The 15,344-nt window shown below is 40.2% G+C and carries 14 protein-coding genes; 3 read left to right on the top strand and 11 right to left on the bottom strand.

The window, feature by feature from the left end:
* Window positions 1–13 precede the first annotated feature (13 nt).
* The 10 genes from L3Q70_RS02860 to L3Q70_RS02815 all read right to left on the bottom strand — a co-directional run bounded on the left by L3Q70_RS02860 (window position 14) and on the right by L3Q70_RS02815 (window position 9,537).
* Window positions 14–1,771 carry an efflux RND transporter periplasmic adaptor subunit gene (locus tag L3Q70_RS02860; protein ID WP_016708254.1) on the bottom strand — a complete coding sequence of 586 codons (1,758 nt, stop codon included), beginning with the start codon at window positions 1,769–1,771 and terminating at the stop codon, window positions 14–16.
* Window positions 1,771–3,198, bottom strand: a complete 1,428-nt coding sequence (locus tag L3Q70_RS02855; RefSeq protein ID WP_016708255.1) for a TolC family protein — start codon at window positions 3,196–3,198, stop codon at window positions 1,771–1,773. The genes L3Q70_RS02860 and L3Q70_RS02855 overlap by 1 nt, the downstream gene beginning before the upstream one ends.
* On the bottom strand, window positions 3,198–3,695 hold the full coding sequence (locus L3Q70_RS02850; RefSeq protein ID WP_016708256.1) for a DUF411 domain-containing protein: 498 nt from the start codon (window positions 3,693–3,695) through the stop codon (window positions 3,198–3,200). The genes L3Q70_RS02855 and L3Q70_RS02850 overlap by 1 nt, the downstream gene beginning before the upstream one ends.
* Window positions 3,696–3,802: 107 nt before the next feature.
* On the bottom strand, window positions 3,803–4,156 hold the full coding sequence (locus tag L3Q70_RS02845; protein ID WP_074988940.1) for a hypothetical protein: 354 nt from the start codon (window positions 4,154–4,156) through the stop codon (window positions 3,803–3,805).
* Window positions 4,157–4,312: 156 nt separating this feature from the next.
* Window positions 4,313–4,660, bottom strand: coding sequence for a hypothetical protein (locus L3Q70_RS02840; RefSeq protein WP_045979609.1), 348 nt, complete (start codon window positions 4,658–4,660; stop codon window positions 4,313–4,315).
* A gap of 13 nt (window positions 4,661–4,673) precedes the next feature.
* A complete protein-coding gene (locus tag L3Q70_RS02835) occupies window positions 4,674–4,991 on the bottom strand; it encodes a hypothetical protein (RefSeq protein ID WP_045979610.1) in 318 nt (105 codons plus the stop codon).
* Complete coding sequence (locus L3Q70_RS02830) at window positions 4,988–6,025, bottom strand: hypothetical protein (protein WP_016708260.1); 1,038 nt, start codon at window positions 6,023–6,025, stop codon at window positions 4,988–4,990. Before L3Q70_RS02830 ends, L3Q70_RS02835 begins: the two co-directional genes overlap by 4 nt.
* Window positions 6,026–6,233: 208 nt before the next feature.
* Complete coding sequence (locus L3Q70_RS02825) at window positions 6,234–6,596, bottom strand: hypothetical protein (RefSeq protein WP_016708261.1); 363 nt, start codon at window positions 6,594–6,596, stop codon at window positions 6,234–6,236.
* Window positions 6,597–6,790: 194 nt separating this feature from the next.
* Window positions 6,791–8,173 (bottom strand): PhoH family protein, encoded by a 1,383-nt coding sequence (locus tag L3Q70_RS02820; protein WP_016708262.1) that lies wholly within the window; start codon window positions 8,171–8,173, stop codon window positions 6,791–6,793.
* On the bottom strand, window positions 8,173–9,537 hold the full coding sequence (locus L3Q70_RS02815) for a PIN domain-containing protein (protein ID WP_237114826.1): 1,365 nt from the start codon (window positions 9,535–9,537) through the stop codon (window positions 8,173–8,175). The genes L3Q70_RS02820 and L3Q70_RS02815 overlap by 1 nt, the downstream gene beginning before the upstream one ends.
* 299 nt (window positions 9,538–9,836) lie before the next feature.
* Between L3Q70_RS02815 and rapA the strand changes: the two genes are divergently transcribed.
* The 3 genes from rapA (at window position 9,837) to L3Q70_RS02800 (ending at window position 14,494) form a co-directional block, all read left to right on the top strand.
* Window positions 9,837–12,731 (top strand): RNA polymerase-associated protein RapA, encoded by a 2,895-nt coding sequence (gene rapA / locus L3Q70_RS02810; RefSeq protein ID WP_237114825.1) that lies wholly within the window; start codon window positions 9,837–9,839, stop codon window positions 12,729–12,731.
* A gap of 147 nt (window positions 12,732–12,878) precedes the next feature.
* A complete protein-coding gene (rluA, locus tag L3Q70_RS02805; RefSeq protein ID WP_237114824.1) occupies window positions 12,879–13,532 on the top strand; it encodes a bifunctional tRNA pseudouridine(32) synthase/23S rRNA pseudouridine(746) synthase RluA in 654 nt (217 codons plus the stop codon).
* Window positions 13,533–13,600: 68 nt separating this feature from the next.
* Complete coding sequence (locus L3Q70_RS02800; protein WP_237114823.1) at window positions 13,601–14,494, top strand: DUF3530 family protein; 894 nt, start codon at window positions 13,601–13,603, stop codon at window positions 14,492–14,494.
* On the opposite strand, the gene djlA is transcribed toward L3Q70_RS02800, so the two are convergent.
* Complete coding sequence (djlA, locus tag L3Q70_RS02795; protein ID WP_193988335.1) at window positions 14,477–15,337, bottom strand: co-chaperone DjlA; 861 nt, start codon at window positions 15,335–15,337, stop codon at window positions 14,477–14,479. The two genes, L3Q70_RS02800 and djlA, sit on opposite strands and share 18 nt — an antisense overlap.
* Window positions 15,338–15,344: the final 7 nt, after the last annotated feature.

The raw sequence follows: 15,344 nt of genomic DNA, 5'->3' as shown, positions 1-15,344 counted from the left end.
TTTATCTCCTAACTTAATGATTTGAATGGTCAACAGCACTTTTAGGTTCATGCTTTAGTTGCTCATTTGATTCAAGATAGATTTCAGTGATAACCAAATTATTTCTCACCTCAAAAGTGAAAGTGACGTTATCACCAACATTGAAATCAACTATTTCTATATTGTCCGCGACTATAAAATCCATCGTCGCAGCAGGTCTATCCCATTTCTCTATTGGGCCTCGGCTAATATTTAGAATACGCGTATCAACATTAATCGCATTGATTAGACCTGATACTGTTGCAAAAGATACTTCTTCACTCATATCAGCAGACTCACTCATGATATGAATTCCAGTAATTTCATATCCACCATCTTCGGTTTTACTCACCTCAAAGTGCAAAGATTGACCAGACTTTAATGAGTCAATATCAACTTTTTCAGCCACAGTAAAATCCATAACCATCTCAGGCCAATCCCAAGCTTCAGCGGGGCCGTGACTGATATTAACCATGCGATGCCCAGTCATAACACTATTAACATCTCCTTGCATCCAAACAGAGTTGGGCACTTCATCGTGAGTCATTCGTTTAAAGTCAGAGCTTTTACTTGATTCAGAATCAATCAAGAATTGAGCTGATGTCACCACAACATCATCTTCATTAAGGCCCTCTAAGATTTCGATACTATCGATATCAACACGGCCAATAGTCACTTCAATAGATTTAAACTGGCCATCCCCTAACGCAAGTACAACTCTGTCTTGTTTACCTGTTCGAATAACAGCTTCTTTAGGCACAAGTATGGTGCTATCAGCTTGATTAGCGTGAATAGAGACTTGTGCGAACATGTTTGGTTTTAATTGATAGTCAGGGTTGTCAAACTTCAACCTCACTCTGAGTGTGCGTGTTTTACTGTTCAAGGTTGGATAGACATAATCAACGACACCAGCCCAGTCCTCACCGGGTAAATAGTCAAGTGTCATTGATACAGGAAGTCCCTCTTTAATTAAGGCTGCGTCACGTTCAAACACTTCTGCTTCAACCCAAACTTGATCTAGCTGACCAATGCTTAATATGGTGTTTCCCGGCTTTACATAAAAACCCTCTCTAATCTTCAAACCATCAACAACACCTGCCTGAGGGGAGTAAAAGGTGATGTTTTGCTGAACCTTTCGTGTCTTTTCTAGCTTTTGAATAAAGTCTGCTGAAAGCTGTAACGCTTTAAGCCGATCTTTGGCCGCCGCAATTAAGGAACTATTATTGCGCTTTATAGCTATTAATAGTTCTTCTTGCGCGTTAACTAGCTGAGGAGAATATAGTGTATATAGAGGCTGCCCTTTCTCAACAGGATTACCTGCGGCTTTGACGTAGAGCTTTTCTATCCAACCATCTACACGTGGATGGATGTGAATTAGCTTATCTTCATCATATTGAACGTAACCTACGGTTGATATTTCAGTATGCATATTTTTAAGCTCAACAGGAGCAGTGCGAACCCCAAGATTATTCACTACATGAGGCGCGATTTTTACGGCTCCGGGGCCAAAGTCATCACCAGATGATCCTTCTTCATACACAGGAATTAAATCCATACCCATAGGCGACTTACCGGGCTTGTCACGACGGTAATTAGAATCCATCGGTGCAACCCAATACAGCGGTTTTTTCTCTCCTGATGTAGCTTCATTGCCATTACCGCTTGAACCTGTACCTTGATATAAACTTAATGCTCCAGCACCTAGTGCAGCACCAATGATGATGGCAATAATTGTTTTAGTATTCGTTGACATTATTTTTCTCCAAATTGCTGATTGGATAAGTGCTGATTAGTTTTGTGTGAAGTTTGCATCGACTTATGTTCAGCATTTGAATTAGATTGAGAATGCGCAAAGAAATAGTTGATACGAGCAACTGTTTTAAGTGCGTCAACATCAATTCTTAAGGCTGATATTCTGGCATTTAATTCTGCGATTCTTGCTCGAACAACTTCGGCAAAATCGCCATCATCATTTGTGTAAGCTGTCAATGACGCTTCTGCTTGGTCATGAGTTTGTTTAAGGAGTTGTTCTTGATAGATAGATTGCCTATCAGATAAACGCTTAAGCTGTCTAAGCTCCTTTTCCACCATACTGATCATTTGCTTTGTCAGTAATAGTTTCTCGGTTTTAATAGTCTCTGAATCTGCAATAGAAGCTGCAACTTGCTTATCTTGTCTGTTCTCGGTGAACAAGGGTAAATCAAACGTTACTCCAACAGAAAATAAATCAGCTCGGCTATCACCAGAGGGCATATTGTCACGATAGGCATAACTAGCATTAACACCCCATTGCGGCTCATATTGCTGTTTAGCTAACTCAACTGCTTTTTCTGAAGCTTTGCGTTTTATATCAATTGCAAGTATGGCTGGGTGATTCGAAAGCTCCTGAGCCAATAGATTTCTTGAGTAATTAGATGCTTTTAGGACTGTTGAATTGTTCAAATGAATTGTAGGCAACTTTTTAGAAACCCTAAACTCTAATGGTTGCGTATCAAAGTTGAATGATTCATTCAAGCCAGCAGCATCGTAGATATGAAGCCACTCATTAAGGCGAGCGATTGTTGTTTCTAGTTTCTGCTTTTGCGAAGTTAATCGGTCATCTAACTGCACGATTTCCAATTGAGCACGAATAACATCTTGTTGTCTGGTTTTACCAACAACATTTGAGTAGCTAGCTTTAGTAACTTCCGCCATCTGCTCAAAGAGCGCCCAATCCGCTTCAATCAATTTAATGGTTTGTTGGGCTAAGTAAGCATCTAACCATAACTGTGATACTTGGCTTATCAGTTTAGCCTTACGATCCTCTCGTAGCAGTGGAAATTTCGTTGACTCAATTTTTAATTGCTCTTGTTTAATCTTTAAACTATCACCTCTAGGAAACATTTGAGAAACACCAACCTTTAGTTGAGTCATTCCTTCCTGATCTAAGTCCCAAGTATCTGTTGGTAAATTCATTATCCCTAGTGATACTTTGGGGTCAGGCAAAGTACCTGAAGCGATACTTCTATTTTCAACCGCGCTTTGTTTTAACCGACTCCCATGAAGCCAAGGATCATTTTGCTGAGCCAAGGTGATAGCTTGTTCAAGTGACACTACTTTCTCAGCTTGAGCTGAGAATACAGACAAGCCGAGCATTAGCGAAGTTGAAAGTAGAGTAAGGCTTGAAACATTTAATCTCATTAGAATTGCTCCTCATAAGCCTTAACTTCTGCATATACTTTACTCGTTCCATCTTTAAATAAAATTAATACGTTATATGACATAAAGCGGTCGCCGACTTCCATACCCGGAGAGCCAACAGGCATTGCTGGGACAGATAATCCAATCGCATTGGGGTGCTCTTCTGACAAGAACTGCTGAATAAACTTAGCCGGTACATGACCTTCAAAGGCAAACCCATTTCTACTCACTGCCGTGTGGCATGAACGGTAATTAGGTTTGATACCATACTTAGTTTTGATGTTGCCGATGTTTCGGAAATCTTTGGAATGCGCAACGATCCCTTTGTCTTCAATATGAGTTATCCATTTTTTACAACACCCACAAGTTGGGGTTTTATAAACGATTAACTCCAAAGGTGTTACGTCGTTATTGTGTGCATGCTTATGTTCATTAGCGTTTGCAAACGCAGGTGAAAGCAGCATTACAACTGCTATTTTTAAATACTTATTGATCATTTTTGCCCCCAGACGTCGCTGGAAAATAGCTATAGCGCTACGACGCTATATTGACTAACAGAAAAATTAATTACATGTGTGCGAAATTTGGACGCACTAATCCTGTATTAGGCAAAAATTGGTGGACGATAAAGGGAAGTGGAAATTGAATGAGGTTGTTTAGATTGCATAGCAGCTACAGATTCACTCAATATTTGAATATCTGTCGAGTCAACACTGGAATTTAGGACTGTCGTAGATGAGCAAGCATTTGCAGGACAAATACATTCAACGTCACAACAATCTTCTGATTGACCATTACTGCTTTTATTCATATCACCATGATCCATGTTCATGTTCATGTGTGATTCATGAGAACCTGATGACATTTCGCAAGGCATAGCAGAATACGCAAATGCTTGCCCTACAAAGGCAAACAGCATAAGCGTTATCACTAAGACTTTTGAAAATGCTTTAGACATAAAATTCTCATAAAAATATACATGTCTATGCTAATACAAATTTTCGAATAAGTAAATTGATGTCATGTAAACATTTATGAATATTTGACTAACGTCAACTTTTTCAAAGAGGTAAGTGACAAATAATAATCTCATCAGACTTCTTATCTTCGTTATTCAATGGCTTTTATTTTGAGACTTAAGTTGCTCTCTCATTTCTAAAACTCGATCTACCGAATAAGCTCCCGCCCTCATAACAACCAGTTCAACAAACGAAATATCAATTAACTTATGGTCAGCATCAATCACATAACAACTCTCACTATGTGTGTATATTTCTAACTTATCCTCATCAGCAGATTTGCTAACAATCTTTGAAGTTACCATTTGCTCAAATGGCCGAAATCTGAATGTTTCATCGTCAATAACAACCCCTGACAAAAACTCCCCAAGAAATGATTTTTCAAAGTCTTTATAGTCATAGACCGAGAGTATGTAAGCATCCTTTAAATATGTTTTGTCCATTTGTTACTCCCTACTAATAGCCAGCAGGGAGCATTTCTCGCAACTCTAATAGCTCATTTGGAGAGTACATACACTCATGCATTAAATTGAACTCAAATACATCTACATCAAACTTTTGGGGTTCTGCATCTAAGATATAAAAGTCAGCACCAAAAGTTCTATATTCAAGACCGTTTACTTCCATGACTTTCGTGGAAAACAAAGCCTCACCTTTTTTACCGTTCTTACTATCCTCAGCAAAAGTAGCGTAAAGCACCTGTTCAACCTTATCTTCTAAGTCAGATTTAATTGAGATAAGTGTTGCGTTAGTTAGTTTTACTCTTGGTCTCATGCTTTTGCTTCCTTCTTATCTTCTAGGCAAAACGGGCGGAAAAAACTAAGGTACTTAACTCCATTAACTTTTAGTAAATTGTTGTCAGCATCAAAATGTGACAGAACGCTAGACTGATACAACGAAATATATTTTTCATAATCGATGGTGTTAAAAAAATTGGTATCGACACGTCGTGCATGGAAAACAAGAGCTTGCTGATCGATACGAACAATGAACTTTTGATCACCATCTAGATTTTTAACCTGTAGACATAAATCAGGTTTGTGCCAATCAGATACAAAGGAAGGAATCAGTGGGAAGCCATATACCAAATAGCGCATACCTTCGATTTTGAAGGTTGTTGGATTGAACTGAGCCTTATTTACTTTGCCGCTACGGAATAATTCAAGTGTCAACACCAGCCAGTGCTCATGCTTAGAAAATGTATTTCCTTCAGAAATACAGCCTTCGAACTCACTATCATGGTTTACATGATTGATGTACATGTATTTTTTAATGTCATTCAAGGAAAGCTTTTCAACCGGAAACTTTGAAGCTATGAGCCTGAAATAACAACCATGAACTTTTAAATCTGCATATTGAACTATCAACGGATCATCAAAAGCATCGAAATATGGTCGCCACTCCAGCCTAAAGTCAGCACCAGTGTTTACAATAAACTTGGCATCTTCTGGCAACCCTAATACTTGGTATATCACTGAAACTAACTCTAATGTTTCGATATCTACCAGCATCAGGCTTTCAATACGGTTTGCCATTGACTCAATTTCTTTATGAAGCGATTCAATAATTTCTTGATCATCGTATTCATTGATCATTAAGTATTTCAGGGAATCGTGCTTTAGAATTGAATCCAGTTTTTTCTGTTCAAATGCTTCAGTGAGGCTATTATGGGTATCAGAAAAATGAGGGCAGTTATAAACACCTCTAGCCCACAGGCCTTGGGCGTAAAGATCAGGAAACTCTAATAACTCAGCAAACTCTTTTGCTTGTTTATTGAGTTTATTCTTTAATTGATAAAGTGAGATCATTTAGTTCTCCAAACAACTTTCTAATAAACAATGGCCTACCAACACATTGCTTTATTTATTGTTCAAATAACCAAATTTTTACGGATGCTCCGCTTCACTGTTCACGTTTTTCAAGGCGAAAAACATGTGTAGGCGTAGGCTGTCCGTTCAGCCTTCTTATTATAATATCGCCAAAAAACAAAATGACAACTTACGTATTTGTACAACTTTAGGTAGATATTTTGAGTTTGAACTCTGAAAAGCTAAGCCCAAACAAGGATACGACCATCTCTTCATTTATATTGGAGCCGGGAAATTTTTTTTCAAAATTTCCAATAATGCTATCTAGGTGGCTAGCTAATATTTTTACTAAAAATATTTCCGAGTTTGGTGAGAGTGCAGACAGTGCTATCAATGGGTTGTCAAAGGATTCAGCTTTTATTTTTACTAGTAAATCGCTGTAACTGTCACAGCCATATAGACAAATAGCTGCCCCTTCTTGGGCTTGTCCAAGGGGAATAGTTAATAATTTAGATAATCGTTTTGCCTGCCTTTTTATATTTACTAGCAGGTCTTCTTTTTTAAAAGACATCAATACACCAAAAAACGGCAACGCTAGGCCACGCACCTATGTCACTCAGTTTTTATGTGAATATTTAATCTTTTAGTTCAGAGTAAATCCATTTCGTCCTGTTTTCGTGGGAACGGGCTTCTCTGAAAAGCCACTGCAAAAAGCAGTGGCCATTGTCGCAATATTATAAGGAAATGTGAATGGTAGTTTGATGCCTACATATTCTTTTCAGTGAATTCAGCCAAGCTACTACGCTCTACTTCATCAAAAATCAGCACTGATCCTTTTTCATAATGACGAAACACATTAACAGCCGCACTTGCACCAGAAGAAGCAGGTGTTACAAACTTATCGTCAATCTGGGCTAGGTTGCCCAATACGATTGTCCGACAATTTTTGCCACCGCGACTAAGCATTCCTTTAATTTGAGCACGGGTCATATTTTGTGCTTCATCAATTATTAAAACAGCATCGTCTATTGAACGGCCACGAAAATAAGCCATACTGGTAAATTCTATATTAGCTCTTTCGATCACATGTTCAACTGTAGCGTGAATATTTCCTTCATGATTATCATCCGAGTGCATCGAAATTAATGCGTCAGTAATACCTGCCAGAAGAGGCATTGATTTTTCAGTTAAATCCCCCGGTAAGAATCCCGGATCGTCGTCCATAAAGTCTCTGGAGCGCACCACAACGATTTTTTTGTACTTTTTCAACTCCAATACTTGATGCAGCGCCGAAGCAACTGCCAAAAAAGTTTTTCCGGAGCCAGCAGGACCAAGGATGATATTTAAATCATAGTAAGTGTCTGTTAATTGGCTTAAAGCTACCGCCTGACGCTGGTTTTTAGGCAATATGCCCCATATCTTTTCTTGCTTACGCGGCAATAATTTTGTGTATACCTCAGTATCTGTTACTTCTGAAATCCGGCCAATGTGTCCGGCTTCATCGTACCAATACATGTTTGGCTGAACTTCATCGTTGAACAAGCTTATTGGGAATGTATAAACCTCTCCTGAGACTTTGAAATCTTTATCTGATTCAATTCGATCAAAAAGATCGCCTTCAAAAGCCTGTACTCCTGTGTATAAAAGATCAATATCTGATATTTGATTATCTACGGCAACGTCCTCAGCCCTAACCCCAACTGTTCGAGCTTTCAATCGCATATTAATATCACGGCTAACAATTGTTACGTCTTTATTGAGTTCTTTTTGAAGATATAAAGCATAATTAATTATTCTGTTATCAGCATCACTTCCTATCCCGTGCTTTAACTCCTTAGCCAGATCCAATTGAGTGTCAATTCCAATGAAAAGCTTTCCTCTCTGGGCTGTTTCGGTAGATGGTAAAGGAATACCTATTTCCATTTCCTCGGCTGTATGTCCATTTATAATGTCTTCAAGCATTCTAATGCACATACGGGCATCGGCACTTACCGATTTATTAGTTCTTTCTTTCAGGTTATCAAGCTCTTCAAGGACAGTTAGACAGATGTAAATATCATCTTTGTAGCTAAAAATAGATTTTGGATCATGTACTAATGCAGATGTGTCTAGTACACGAGGATTTCGATTATCAATAGAGCTTTTCATTACGCAGCCTCCCAAAAGATTGAATCGTTGCTAGGCTTTGTGTTGTACTTTTCTTGTAAATTACAAATTTTGAGTAAAGGTTTATTGTTGAGAGACTGCTCAGAGTAGCTAAGGTAATCAATTTTTTTGGAAATTCTTTTTACTTTTTCTACAGGCCAATAAAAACAAGGGGGTAAAAACTTTAAAATACCCCCAATTCGGGGCTGTAATATCACCACGGCATTTTGAATACTGCGGCCACGCATAAAGTTCACCGATTTAAATTGCACGTTGGCCTTTTCCATAATGTAATTACGGCTCGAAATAGGATTCTCGTCACCTCTATGTAATACCTCTAAAGTGTCCGTAATAGCAGCCAGCCAAGGAGCCATCTTCTCTTCTTCTGTACCTGGTAAGAAGCCGATAGATTCAGCAATTTCTGGTGTGTTACGGGTGACGATAACTTTGTCGTAAATGCCTTTTTCAATAATCATTTCAAGGGCACTGGCAAGCGCAAGTAGTGTTTTACCACAGCCTGCGGGGCCAGTTAAAATAACCAACTCAATACTTGGGTCAAGTAAGGCATCGAGCGCCATACCTTGATAAACATTTTTTGGCTTTACTCCCCATGCCGTGTGGCTCATCAGGCGCTCAACACTGATATCTTTTAACGTGATTTGTTTATCATCATAACTTTTTACTCGCGCAGCAAAGTGATCGCTACTATCAAGAATGTATTCATTACAAAATACGTCACTGATGGTATTTTTTGCTACATGGTGATAAGTGTCCCGCCCTTGTTGCTCAGTTTCGCATTCTCCTACCTGTTGCCAAAAATCGCCTTCTATTTTTTTATAGCCACTGGTCAGTAAGGCGATGTCATCAATCAGCTGATCAGTTCTGTAATCTTCAACAAATTTAAGCCCTGCCCCTTTGGCTTTGAGTCGCATATTGATGTCTTTCGTAACCAGCACCACCTTGCTGTCACTGTGCTGTTTTTGTAGATGCACCGCACAATTGATAATACGGTGATCATTTTCGTTGCCTGGTAAACCAGAAATACTGTCTGCAAATAAGTGGTCGTTAACAATAATAAGTCGACCTCGGGACTGAACTTTCGCTTTTTTATTACTGGGTAACGCCACCCCCTGTAACATTTGCTCTGGAGAGGCATCTTTTAACACTTCATCTAAACCACGAATAGCAACACGAGCATCACGGCTGACATCATGTTTTCTATCTTTAATGTGGTCGAGCTCTTCTAATACTGTCATGGGGATAACAACATCATGTTCTTGGAAAGATAAATAAGCGAGGGGTTCGTGGAGTAATACATTGGTATCGAGCACATACATTTTACTATCAAGGTTCGAAGCTTTTTCCATAGCACTTTCCTTACGTTTTATGATTTTTATGCTATACCCAAGTAACTAAACAAGCGGGAATTGAACCTGTTATTTATTTGTTAGGTATATACTCAGTCTAGTCTATTTGTAGCAAAAGTCTTTTTTATGACAGCTAAAATTACAATTATTTAAGCGGTTAAAATACATACAAATTTCAACCAAAAAAATAACTTTAAATAATTGACTAAATTTAATTGTATAAGGCAAGTTTACTGCCTTGAAGTACCAAGACGATACAGGTAACATAGCCGCCTTTTTTCTTCATAGATGAGACATATATGAATTTTTCCTTAGGTCAACGTTGGATCAGTGATACAGAGTCAGATTTAGGATTAGGCACCGTTGTTGCCCTTGAAGGCCGTCAGGTCAGCATTTTATTTCCTGCCAGTGGAGAAAACCGTGTTTACTCTTTAACTGAAGCGCCTGTTACTCGTGTTGCATTCAATCCAGGTGATACTATTCGCAGCGTTGAAGAATGGGAACTTGAAGTTGAGTCTGTTGAAGAACAAGGTGATTTATTGTGCTACCACGGTATTCGTACTGACAACGGTGAGAAAGCACAATTAAAAGAAACCTTTTTAGATCACTTTATCAAATTTAATAAACCACAAGACCGTTTATTCGCCGGTCAAGTAGACCGCTTTGATCGTTACACTCTTCGCTACCAAACTTGGCAACACCAGTTTGAGCGCCAACAATCCCCCCTTAAGGGCTTAATTGGTCAGCGTGCCAATCTTATTCCTCACCAGCTGTATATTGCTCAAGAGGTAGGTAAGCGCTTCGCACCCCGTGTATTACTTTCAGATGAAGTTGGCCTTGGTAAAACCATTGAAGCGGGCATGATTTTACATCAGCAAATCATTACAGGCCGCGCAAGCAGAGTGTTAATTGTCGTGCCTGAAAACTTACAGCATCAATGGCTTGTTGAAATGCTACGTCGTTTTAACCTACGCTTTTCTATTTTTGATGAAGAACGCTGTGACGAAGCATTTGCAGACTCGCCAAACGTATTTGAAACCGAACAGTTAGTACTTACTAGCCTTGAGTTTTTAAGCAAGAAAAAGCGCTGGTTTGAACAAGCTACACTGGCTGACTGGGACTTACTGGTCGTTGATGAAGCTCATCACCTAAGTATTAATAATGGTAAACCAAGCACTGAATACCAACGTATGGCAGAGTTGAGCCAAGACATTCCGGGGCTTATTTTACTAACAGCGACACCCGATCAACTTGGTCACCGCAGTCACTTTGCACGTTTGCAATTACTCGATCCTGATCGTTTCTACGACTACGATGCGTTTGTTGAAGAAGAAAGTAACTACAAAGATGTTGCTGAAGCTGCTAACCAACTCCTTGCTGAAAAAGGCTTGGTTGATGTATCACGTAACGCGTTAAAAGCACTCTTAAAAGAAACAGACATCAGCGAATTACTTGCAAGTGCAGAGCAAGGTGATGAAGCTGCCCGTAACGAAATTTTATCTATGCTATTAGACCGTCACGGCACGGGACGTATTTTATTTAGAAATAGCCGTAGCGGCATCGATGGCTACCCTAGCCGTAAACTTCATGCCTACCCTATGGCCATGCCGAAGCAATATAAAACAGCTATCTCCGTTTTGGGCAATATGGGGGGTATTCAAAACGCCGAACTAACCGCATTGCGTGCACTGTTCCCGGAAAAGATTTTCCAAGAGTTTGAAGGCGAAAATGCCAGTTGGGGGGCATTTGATCCACGTGTTGATTGGCTAATCGAGACATTAAAAACACTTAAGCACGAAAAGGTCTTACTTATCTGTGCTAAAGCTGAAACCGCTATTAGCCTTGAACAAATTTTGCGTGAGCGTGAAGCAATCAAAGCGTCTGTTTTCCACGAAGGAATGTCAATCGTTGAGCGTGACCGTGCGGCAGCATTCTTTGCCGATGAGTACGACAGCGCGCAAATTCTACTGTGTTCTGAAATTGGTTCAGAGGGGCGTAACTTCCAGTTCTCGCACCATTTAGTATTATTTGATTTACCTCTTAACCCTGATTTGTTAGAGCAACGCATCGGTCGTCTTGACCGTATTGGTCAAACCCAAGACGTAAATATTCATGTGCCGTATTTCGAAAACACTGCACAAGAAGTTCTATTACGTTGGTACAATGAAGGCCTTGATGCGTTTGAAACAACCTCAACAACAGGCCAAATGCTGTATAAAGAGTTTGGTGAAGAATTACTTGAGTTTGTTGGCTCTCATAATTGTGACGAAGAAGAGCTTGAGCCACTTCTAGAGCAAGTAGCTAAGCAAAATGCTCAGCTGCGTAAACAAATGGAAAGTGGTCGTGACCGCTTATTAGAGCTGCATTCTAGTGGTCAAGGGCGTGCTGAGAGCCTAGTTGCTGATATTGAAGAACTAGATGATCAATTCACGTTGCCAAGCTATATGATTAATGTGTTCGACACCTTCGGCGTAAGCCAAGAAGACAAAGGTGAAAACACCATTATCTTAAAACCAACAGAGCACATGCTAAACCCATCTTTCCCATGTTTGAAAGATGATGGCATTACAGTGACATTTGACCGTAGTACGTCGCTTTCGCAAGAAGACGCGCATTTCATCAGTTGGGATCACCCTATGGTGCAAGGCAGCTTAGATATGATTTGTGATGATGACTTTGGTACAGCGTCTGTTGCACTACTGAAAAACAAAAAGTTACCTGCTGGTACCTTCTTTGTTGAGCTTATTTTCATTGCTGAAGCTATGGCACCTAAAGCACTACAAGTGGGGCGTTTTTTACCGCCTACACCTATTCGTATTTTGCTAGACAAAGGCAGTAATAACCTAGCTGACAATGTCGCCTTTGACGCGTTTAATCAGCAACTATCAGCGGTGGGCCGTCAAACAGCAAGTAAGTTAGCCAGTGCTTTACAAAGCGCTATTCACCCAATGATCACCAGCGCACAAGGCATGGCACAAACCAAGCTTGAGGCACTTCGTGCTGCGTCGTTAGAAAAAATGCAAACGGCACTTGCTGAGGAACAATCGCGCTTAGCCGCTCTTAAGCAAATCAATCCGAATATTCGTGATGAAGAGCTTAACTTTTTTGATAAACAGCGCAGTGAACTGACGACTTATATCGAAAAAGCCCAAGTTAAATTGGATGCCATTCGTTTGATTGTGGTTTCGCACTAAGCTTTAAGTTGACAATCATAAACGCGGTGTGCTTTCACATCGCGTTTTTTATGAGCGTGGAGTTACCTTCGAAGCACTGCCATCAACATTTGTGTAACTCTCTCAGCTCCTTTAAAATAGCGCTCTAGAAAATCATCGAGGCTGGCTGTGTTACTCAATTATAATCCCCCAATGACTCCCTACTTAAGCATTGTTTATCAAGACAATGACTTACTTATTGTTAATAAACCAAGCGGCTTACTCACTGTACCAGGGAAAGATCCAAAACACGCCGACTGCTTAATTGCACGGGTTAATCGCGTATTTCCAACAGCAAAAATTGTGCACCGCTTAGATATGGCTACCTCGGGAATTATTTGTTTAGCAATGCACAAAGAAGCGCATCGTAACTTAAGCATGCAATTTCAAGATAGAAAAACCGCTAAACGTTATATTGCACGCGTGTTTGGTAAACTCGAACAACCAACTGGCTCAGTGGATTTACCACTTATTTGTGACTGGCCTAATCGTCCAAAGCAGATGGTTGACCATGACAATGGCAAACCTTCATTAACTCATTTTAAAGTGCTTGAGCATGAAGACAATGCAACTCGTGTAGAGCTCACCCCAATTACTGGGCGCTCGCATCAATTACGTGTTCATATGCTGTCTTTAGGCCATCCTATTTTAGGGGATAGACTCTACGCCCACCCAGCAGCATTAGCGATGGCGCCAAGACTGCAACTGCATGCAGAAATGCTCAGTTTGGCTCACCCTGTCAGTGGTAAAGAAATGGTTTTTGAAGCCACGCCTGAGTTTTAACAATAATATTGCTAAATATTTAGCATGAGGTGCCGATAGTCTAATTAGACTTCAGTTAGGATATCGGCATGACTTCAAGAGCATTAAATACATTACTTTACGCCACTAGTTTTGCGTTTATAAGCAATGTAAGTGCACTCGACTTCATTCAACCAACACCTTGGTCAAGTATCGTTAGTAACGATATTCAGCGCTTTATTCCTGATGGTGAGGTGCGTACCTTGCTTGCTGGTGATGATGAGTTTATCTGTCTTTATCGTCAATCGATGGCGGCAACTCAACGAGGAGTGGTTTTAATCATTCCAGATTGGCAACACCCGCCGACCAGTAATACTGGCCTAAACTTTCTACGTAAACAGCTTAATGACTTAGGTTATGCCACTTCAGCCATGACGATGCCTGATATAGATTGGCATCCTGCTGACACTGATACACAATCAAGCGATACGCAAAGTGACACTGCGACAGCATCAACAGAGCCAAAAGAGCAAACTCCTCACTTCGCCTCTGCAACTCCAACAATTAGTGATGCTGTACTCAATGACTATAAGCTCAAACTAATTACTCGCTTTAATGCGCTCTATAATAATGCCTTAGATGAACAAGGCGCTATTATCGTCCTTGCACAAGGTGCCAGCGCAGGGCTATTAATTGAACATTACGCCAGTTTCCCTAATACCAGTGTAAACGCATTTATCAGCCTAAGTGGTTATTTACCAAATAGTGAGCGAAACCAGCACCTTAACGCAACACTATCGACAATCAGCCCACCGCTACTGGATATATTTTACAGTGAAGGTAATCAAGATATCGTACACAGTGCTCATGAGCGAAAGCGCTGGGTAAAACGCCATGCAAAGTACGATTATCGTCAAAGAGAATTGTTTGGCTTACCCACTGAGCCTGAACAACACGAGCGGCTGCTCAAAGAGGTAGACGGCTTTCTACGCCGCCTTTTTTAAGTATTCGTACGCAGCTTGAATATCCTGACTTTTCTTTACTGCGACTTCCATCATATGTTTTGGTAGACCCTGTGACACCAGCTTATCTGGGTGATGCTGCGCCATGAGCTTTCGATACGCAACTTTGATATCACGCGAAGTTGCATCATTGCTTAATCCAAGTAATGCTAAGGCTTGAGCACGGTTCATACCATTATTCGGTGGCACCCGATGACCTTGTTGCTCATTATGCGAGCTGCGTTGTTGGTTTTGCTGCTCATAAAAGCGTTGTTGCTGCTGACGAAATGCAAACTCTGCTTGATAACGTTTAAGTAAAAATGAAAACTGAGTACGAGATATTCCTAATTGTTTGCTGACCTCTTGCAATAATTGCTTTTCTTGTTCAGCTAAATGACCATCGGAAAACGCCATTTGAATTTGTATTTCTAAAAATAGTTGTAATAAGTCATGGCGGCGTGCGAAACGTTCTTTAAAATCATGAACCGTTTCTTTTAGTGAAAAGTCACTTTCTTTACCACTTCGAAACGCATCTTGTGCTTCGCGACGCTCATCACCTGACAAGTTCATCTCATCCATAAACAAACTTGCGGCGCGAATATGAGTTTCACTTACTCGACCGTTTGATTTAGCAATGTGCCCCATCACAGCAAAACAACTCGAGAAGAACAGTGCTTGGCGTTCGTTAATATCATCGCCTTTAAACAAACCTGAAAAGCCCCCCGCTTTATCAAAGTCTTGCTTTAAGCTGCGATCAAACATATGACCAAGGTATAAACCGAGTAAAGCACCTATGAATTTTCCAAACATAAAGCCAAAACAAAAACCCAGTACTTTTCCCCACATCGTCAAT

The organism is Pseudoalteromonas sp. CF6-2 (genome assembly GCF_021729425.1).
Taxonomy (GTDB): domain Bacteria; phylum Pseudomonadota; class Gammaproteobacteria; order Enterobacterales; family Alteromonadaceae; genus Pseudoalteromonas; species Pseudoalteromonas arabiensis.
This window is presented reverse-complemented; position numbering and strand designations above follow the sequence as displayed.

What these genes read in the sequence shown, in the direction of transcription:
- L3Q70_RS02860 (WP_016708254.1), bottom strand. Translation starts at nt 1,771, where the DNA reads ATGTCAACGAATACTAAAACAATTATTGCCATCATCATTGGTGCTGCA.
- L3Q70_RS02855 (WP_016708255.1), bottom strand. Translation starts at nt 3,198, where the DNA reads ATGAGATTAAATGTTTCAAGCCTTACTCTACTTTCAACTTCGCTAATG.
- L3Q70_RS02850 (WP_016708256.1), bottom strand. Translation starts at nt 3,695, where the DNA reads ATGATCAATAAGTATTTAAAAATAGCAGTTGTAATGCTGCTTTCACCT.
- L3Q70_RS02845 (WP_074988940.1), bottom strand. Translation starts at nt 4,156, where the DNA reads ATGTCTAAAGCATTTTCAAAAGTCTTAGTGATAACGCTTATGCTGTTT.
- L3Q70_RS02840 (WP_045979609.1), bottom strand. Translation starts at nt 4,660, where the DNA reads ATGGACAAAACATATTTAAAGGATGCTTACATACTCTCGGTCTATGAC.
- L3Q70_RS02835 (WP_045979610.1), bottom strand. Translation starts at nt 4,991, where the DNA reads ATGAGACCAAGAGTAAAACTAACTAACGCAACACTTATCTCAATTAAA.
- L3Q70_RS02830 (WP_016708260.1), bottom strand. Translation starts at nt 6,025, where the DNA reads ATGATCTCACTTTATCAATTAAAGAATAAACTCAATAAACAAGCAAAA.
- L3Q70_RS02825 (WP_016708261.1), bottom strand. Translation starts at nt 6,596, where the DNA reads ATGTCTTTTAAAAAAGAAGACCTGCTAGTAAATATAAAAAGGCAGGCA.
- L3Q70_RS02820 (WP_016708262.1), bottom strand. Translation starts at nt 8,173, where the DNA reads ATGAAAAGCTCTATTGATAATCGAAATCCTCGTGTACTAGACACATCT.
- L3Q70_RS02815 (WP_237114826.1), bottom strand. Translation starts at nt 9,537, where the DNA reads ATGGAAAAAGCTTCGAACCTTGATAGTAAAATGTATGTGCTCGATACC.
- rapA (WP_237114825.1), top strand. Translation starts at nt 9,837, where the DNA reads ATGAATTTTTCCTTAGGTCAACGTTGGATCAGTGATACAGAGTCAGAT.
- L3Q70_RS02800 (WP_237114823.1), top strand. Translation starts at nt 13,601, where the DNA reads ATGACTTCAAGAGCATTAAATACATTACTTTACGCCACTAGTTTTGCG.
- djlA (WP_193988335.1), bottom strand. Translation starts at nt 15,337, where the DNA reads ATGTGGGGAAAAGTACTGGGTTTTTGTTTTGGCTTTATGTTTGGAAAA.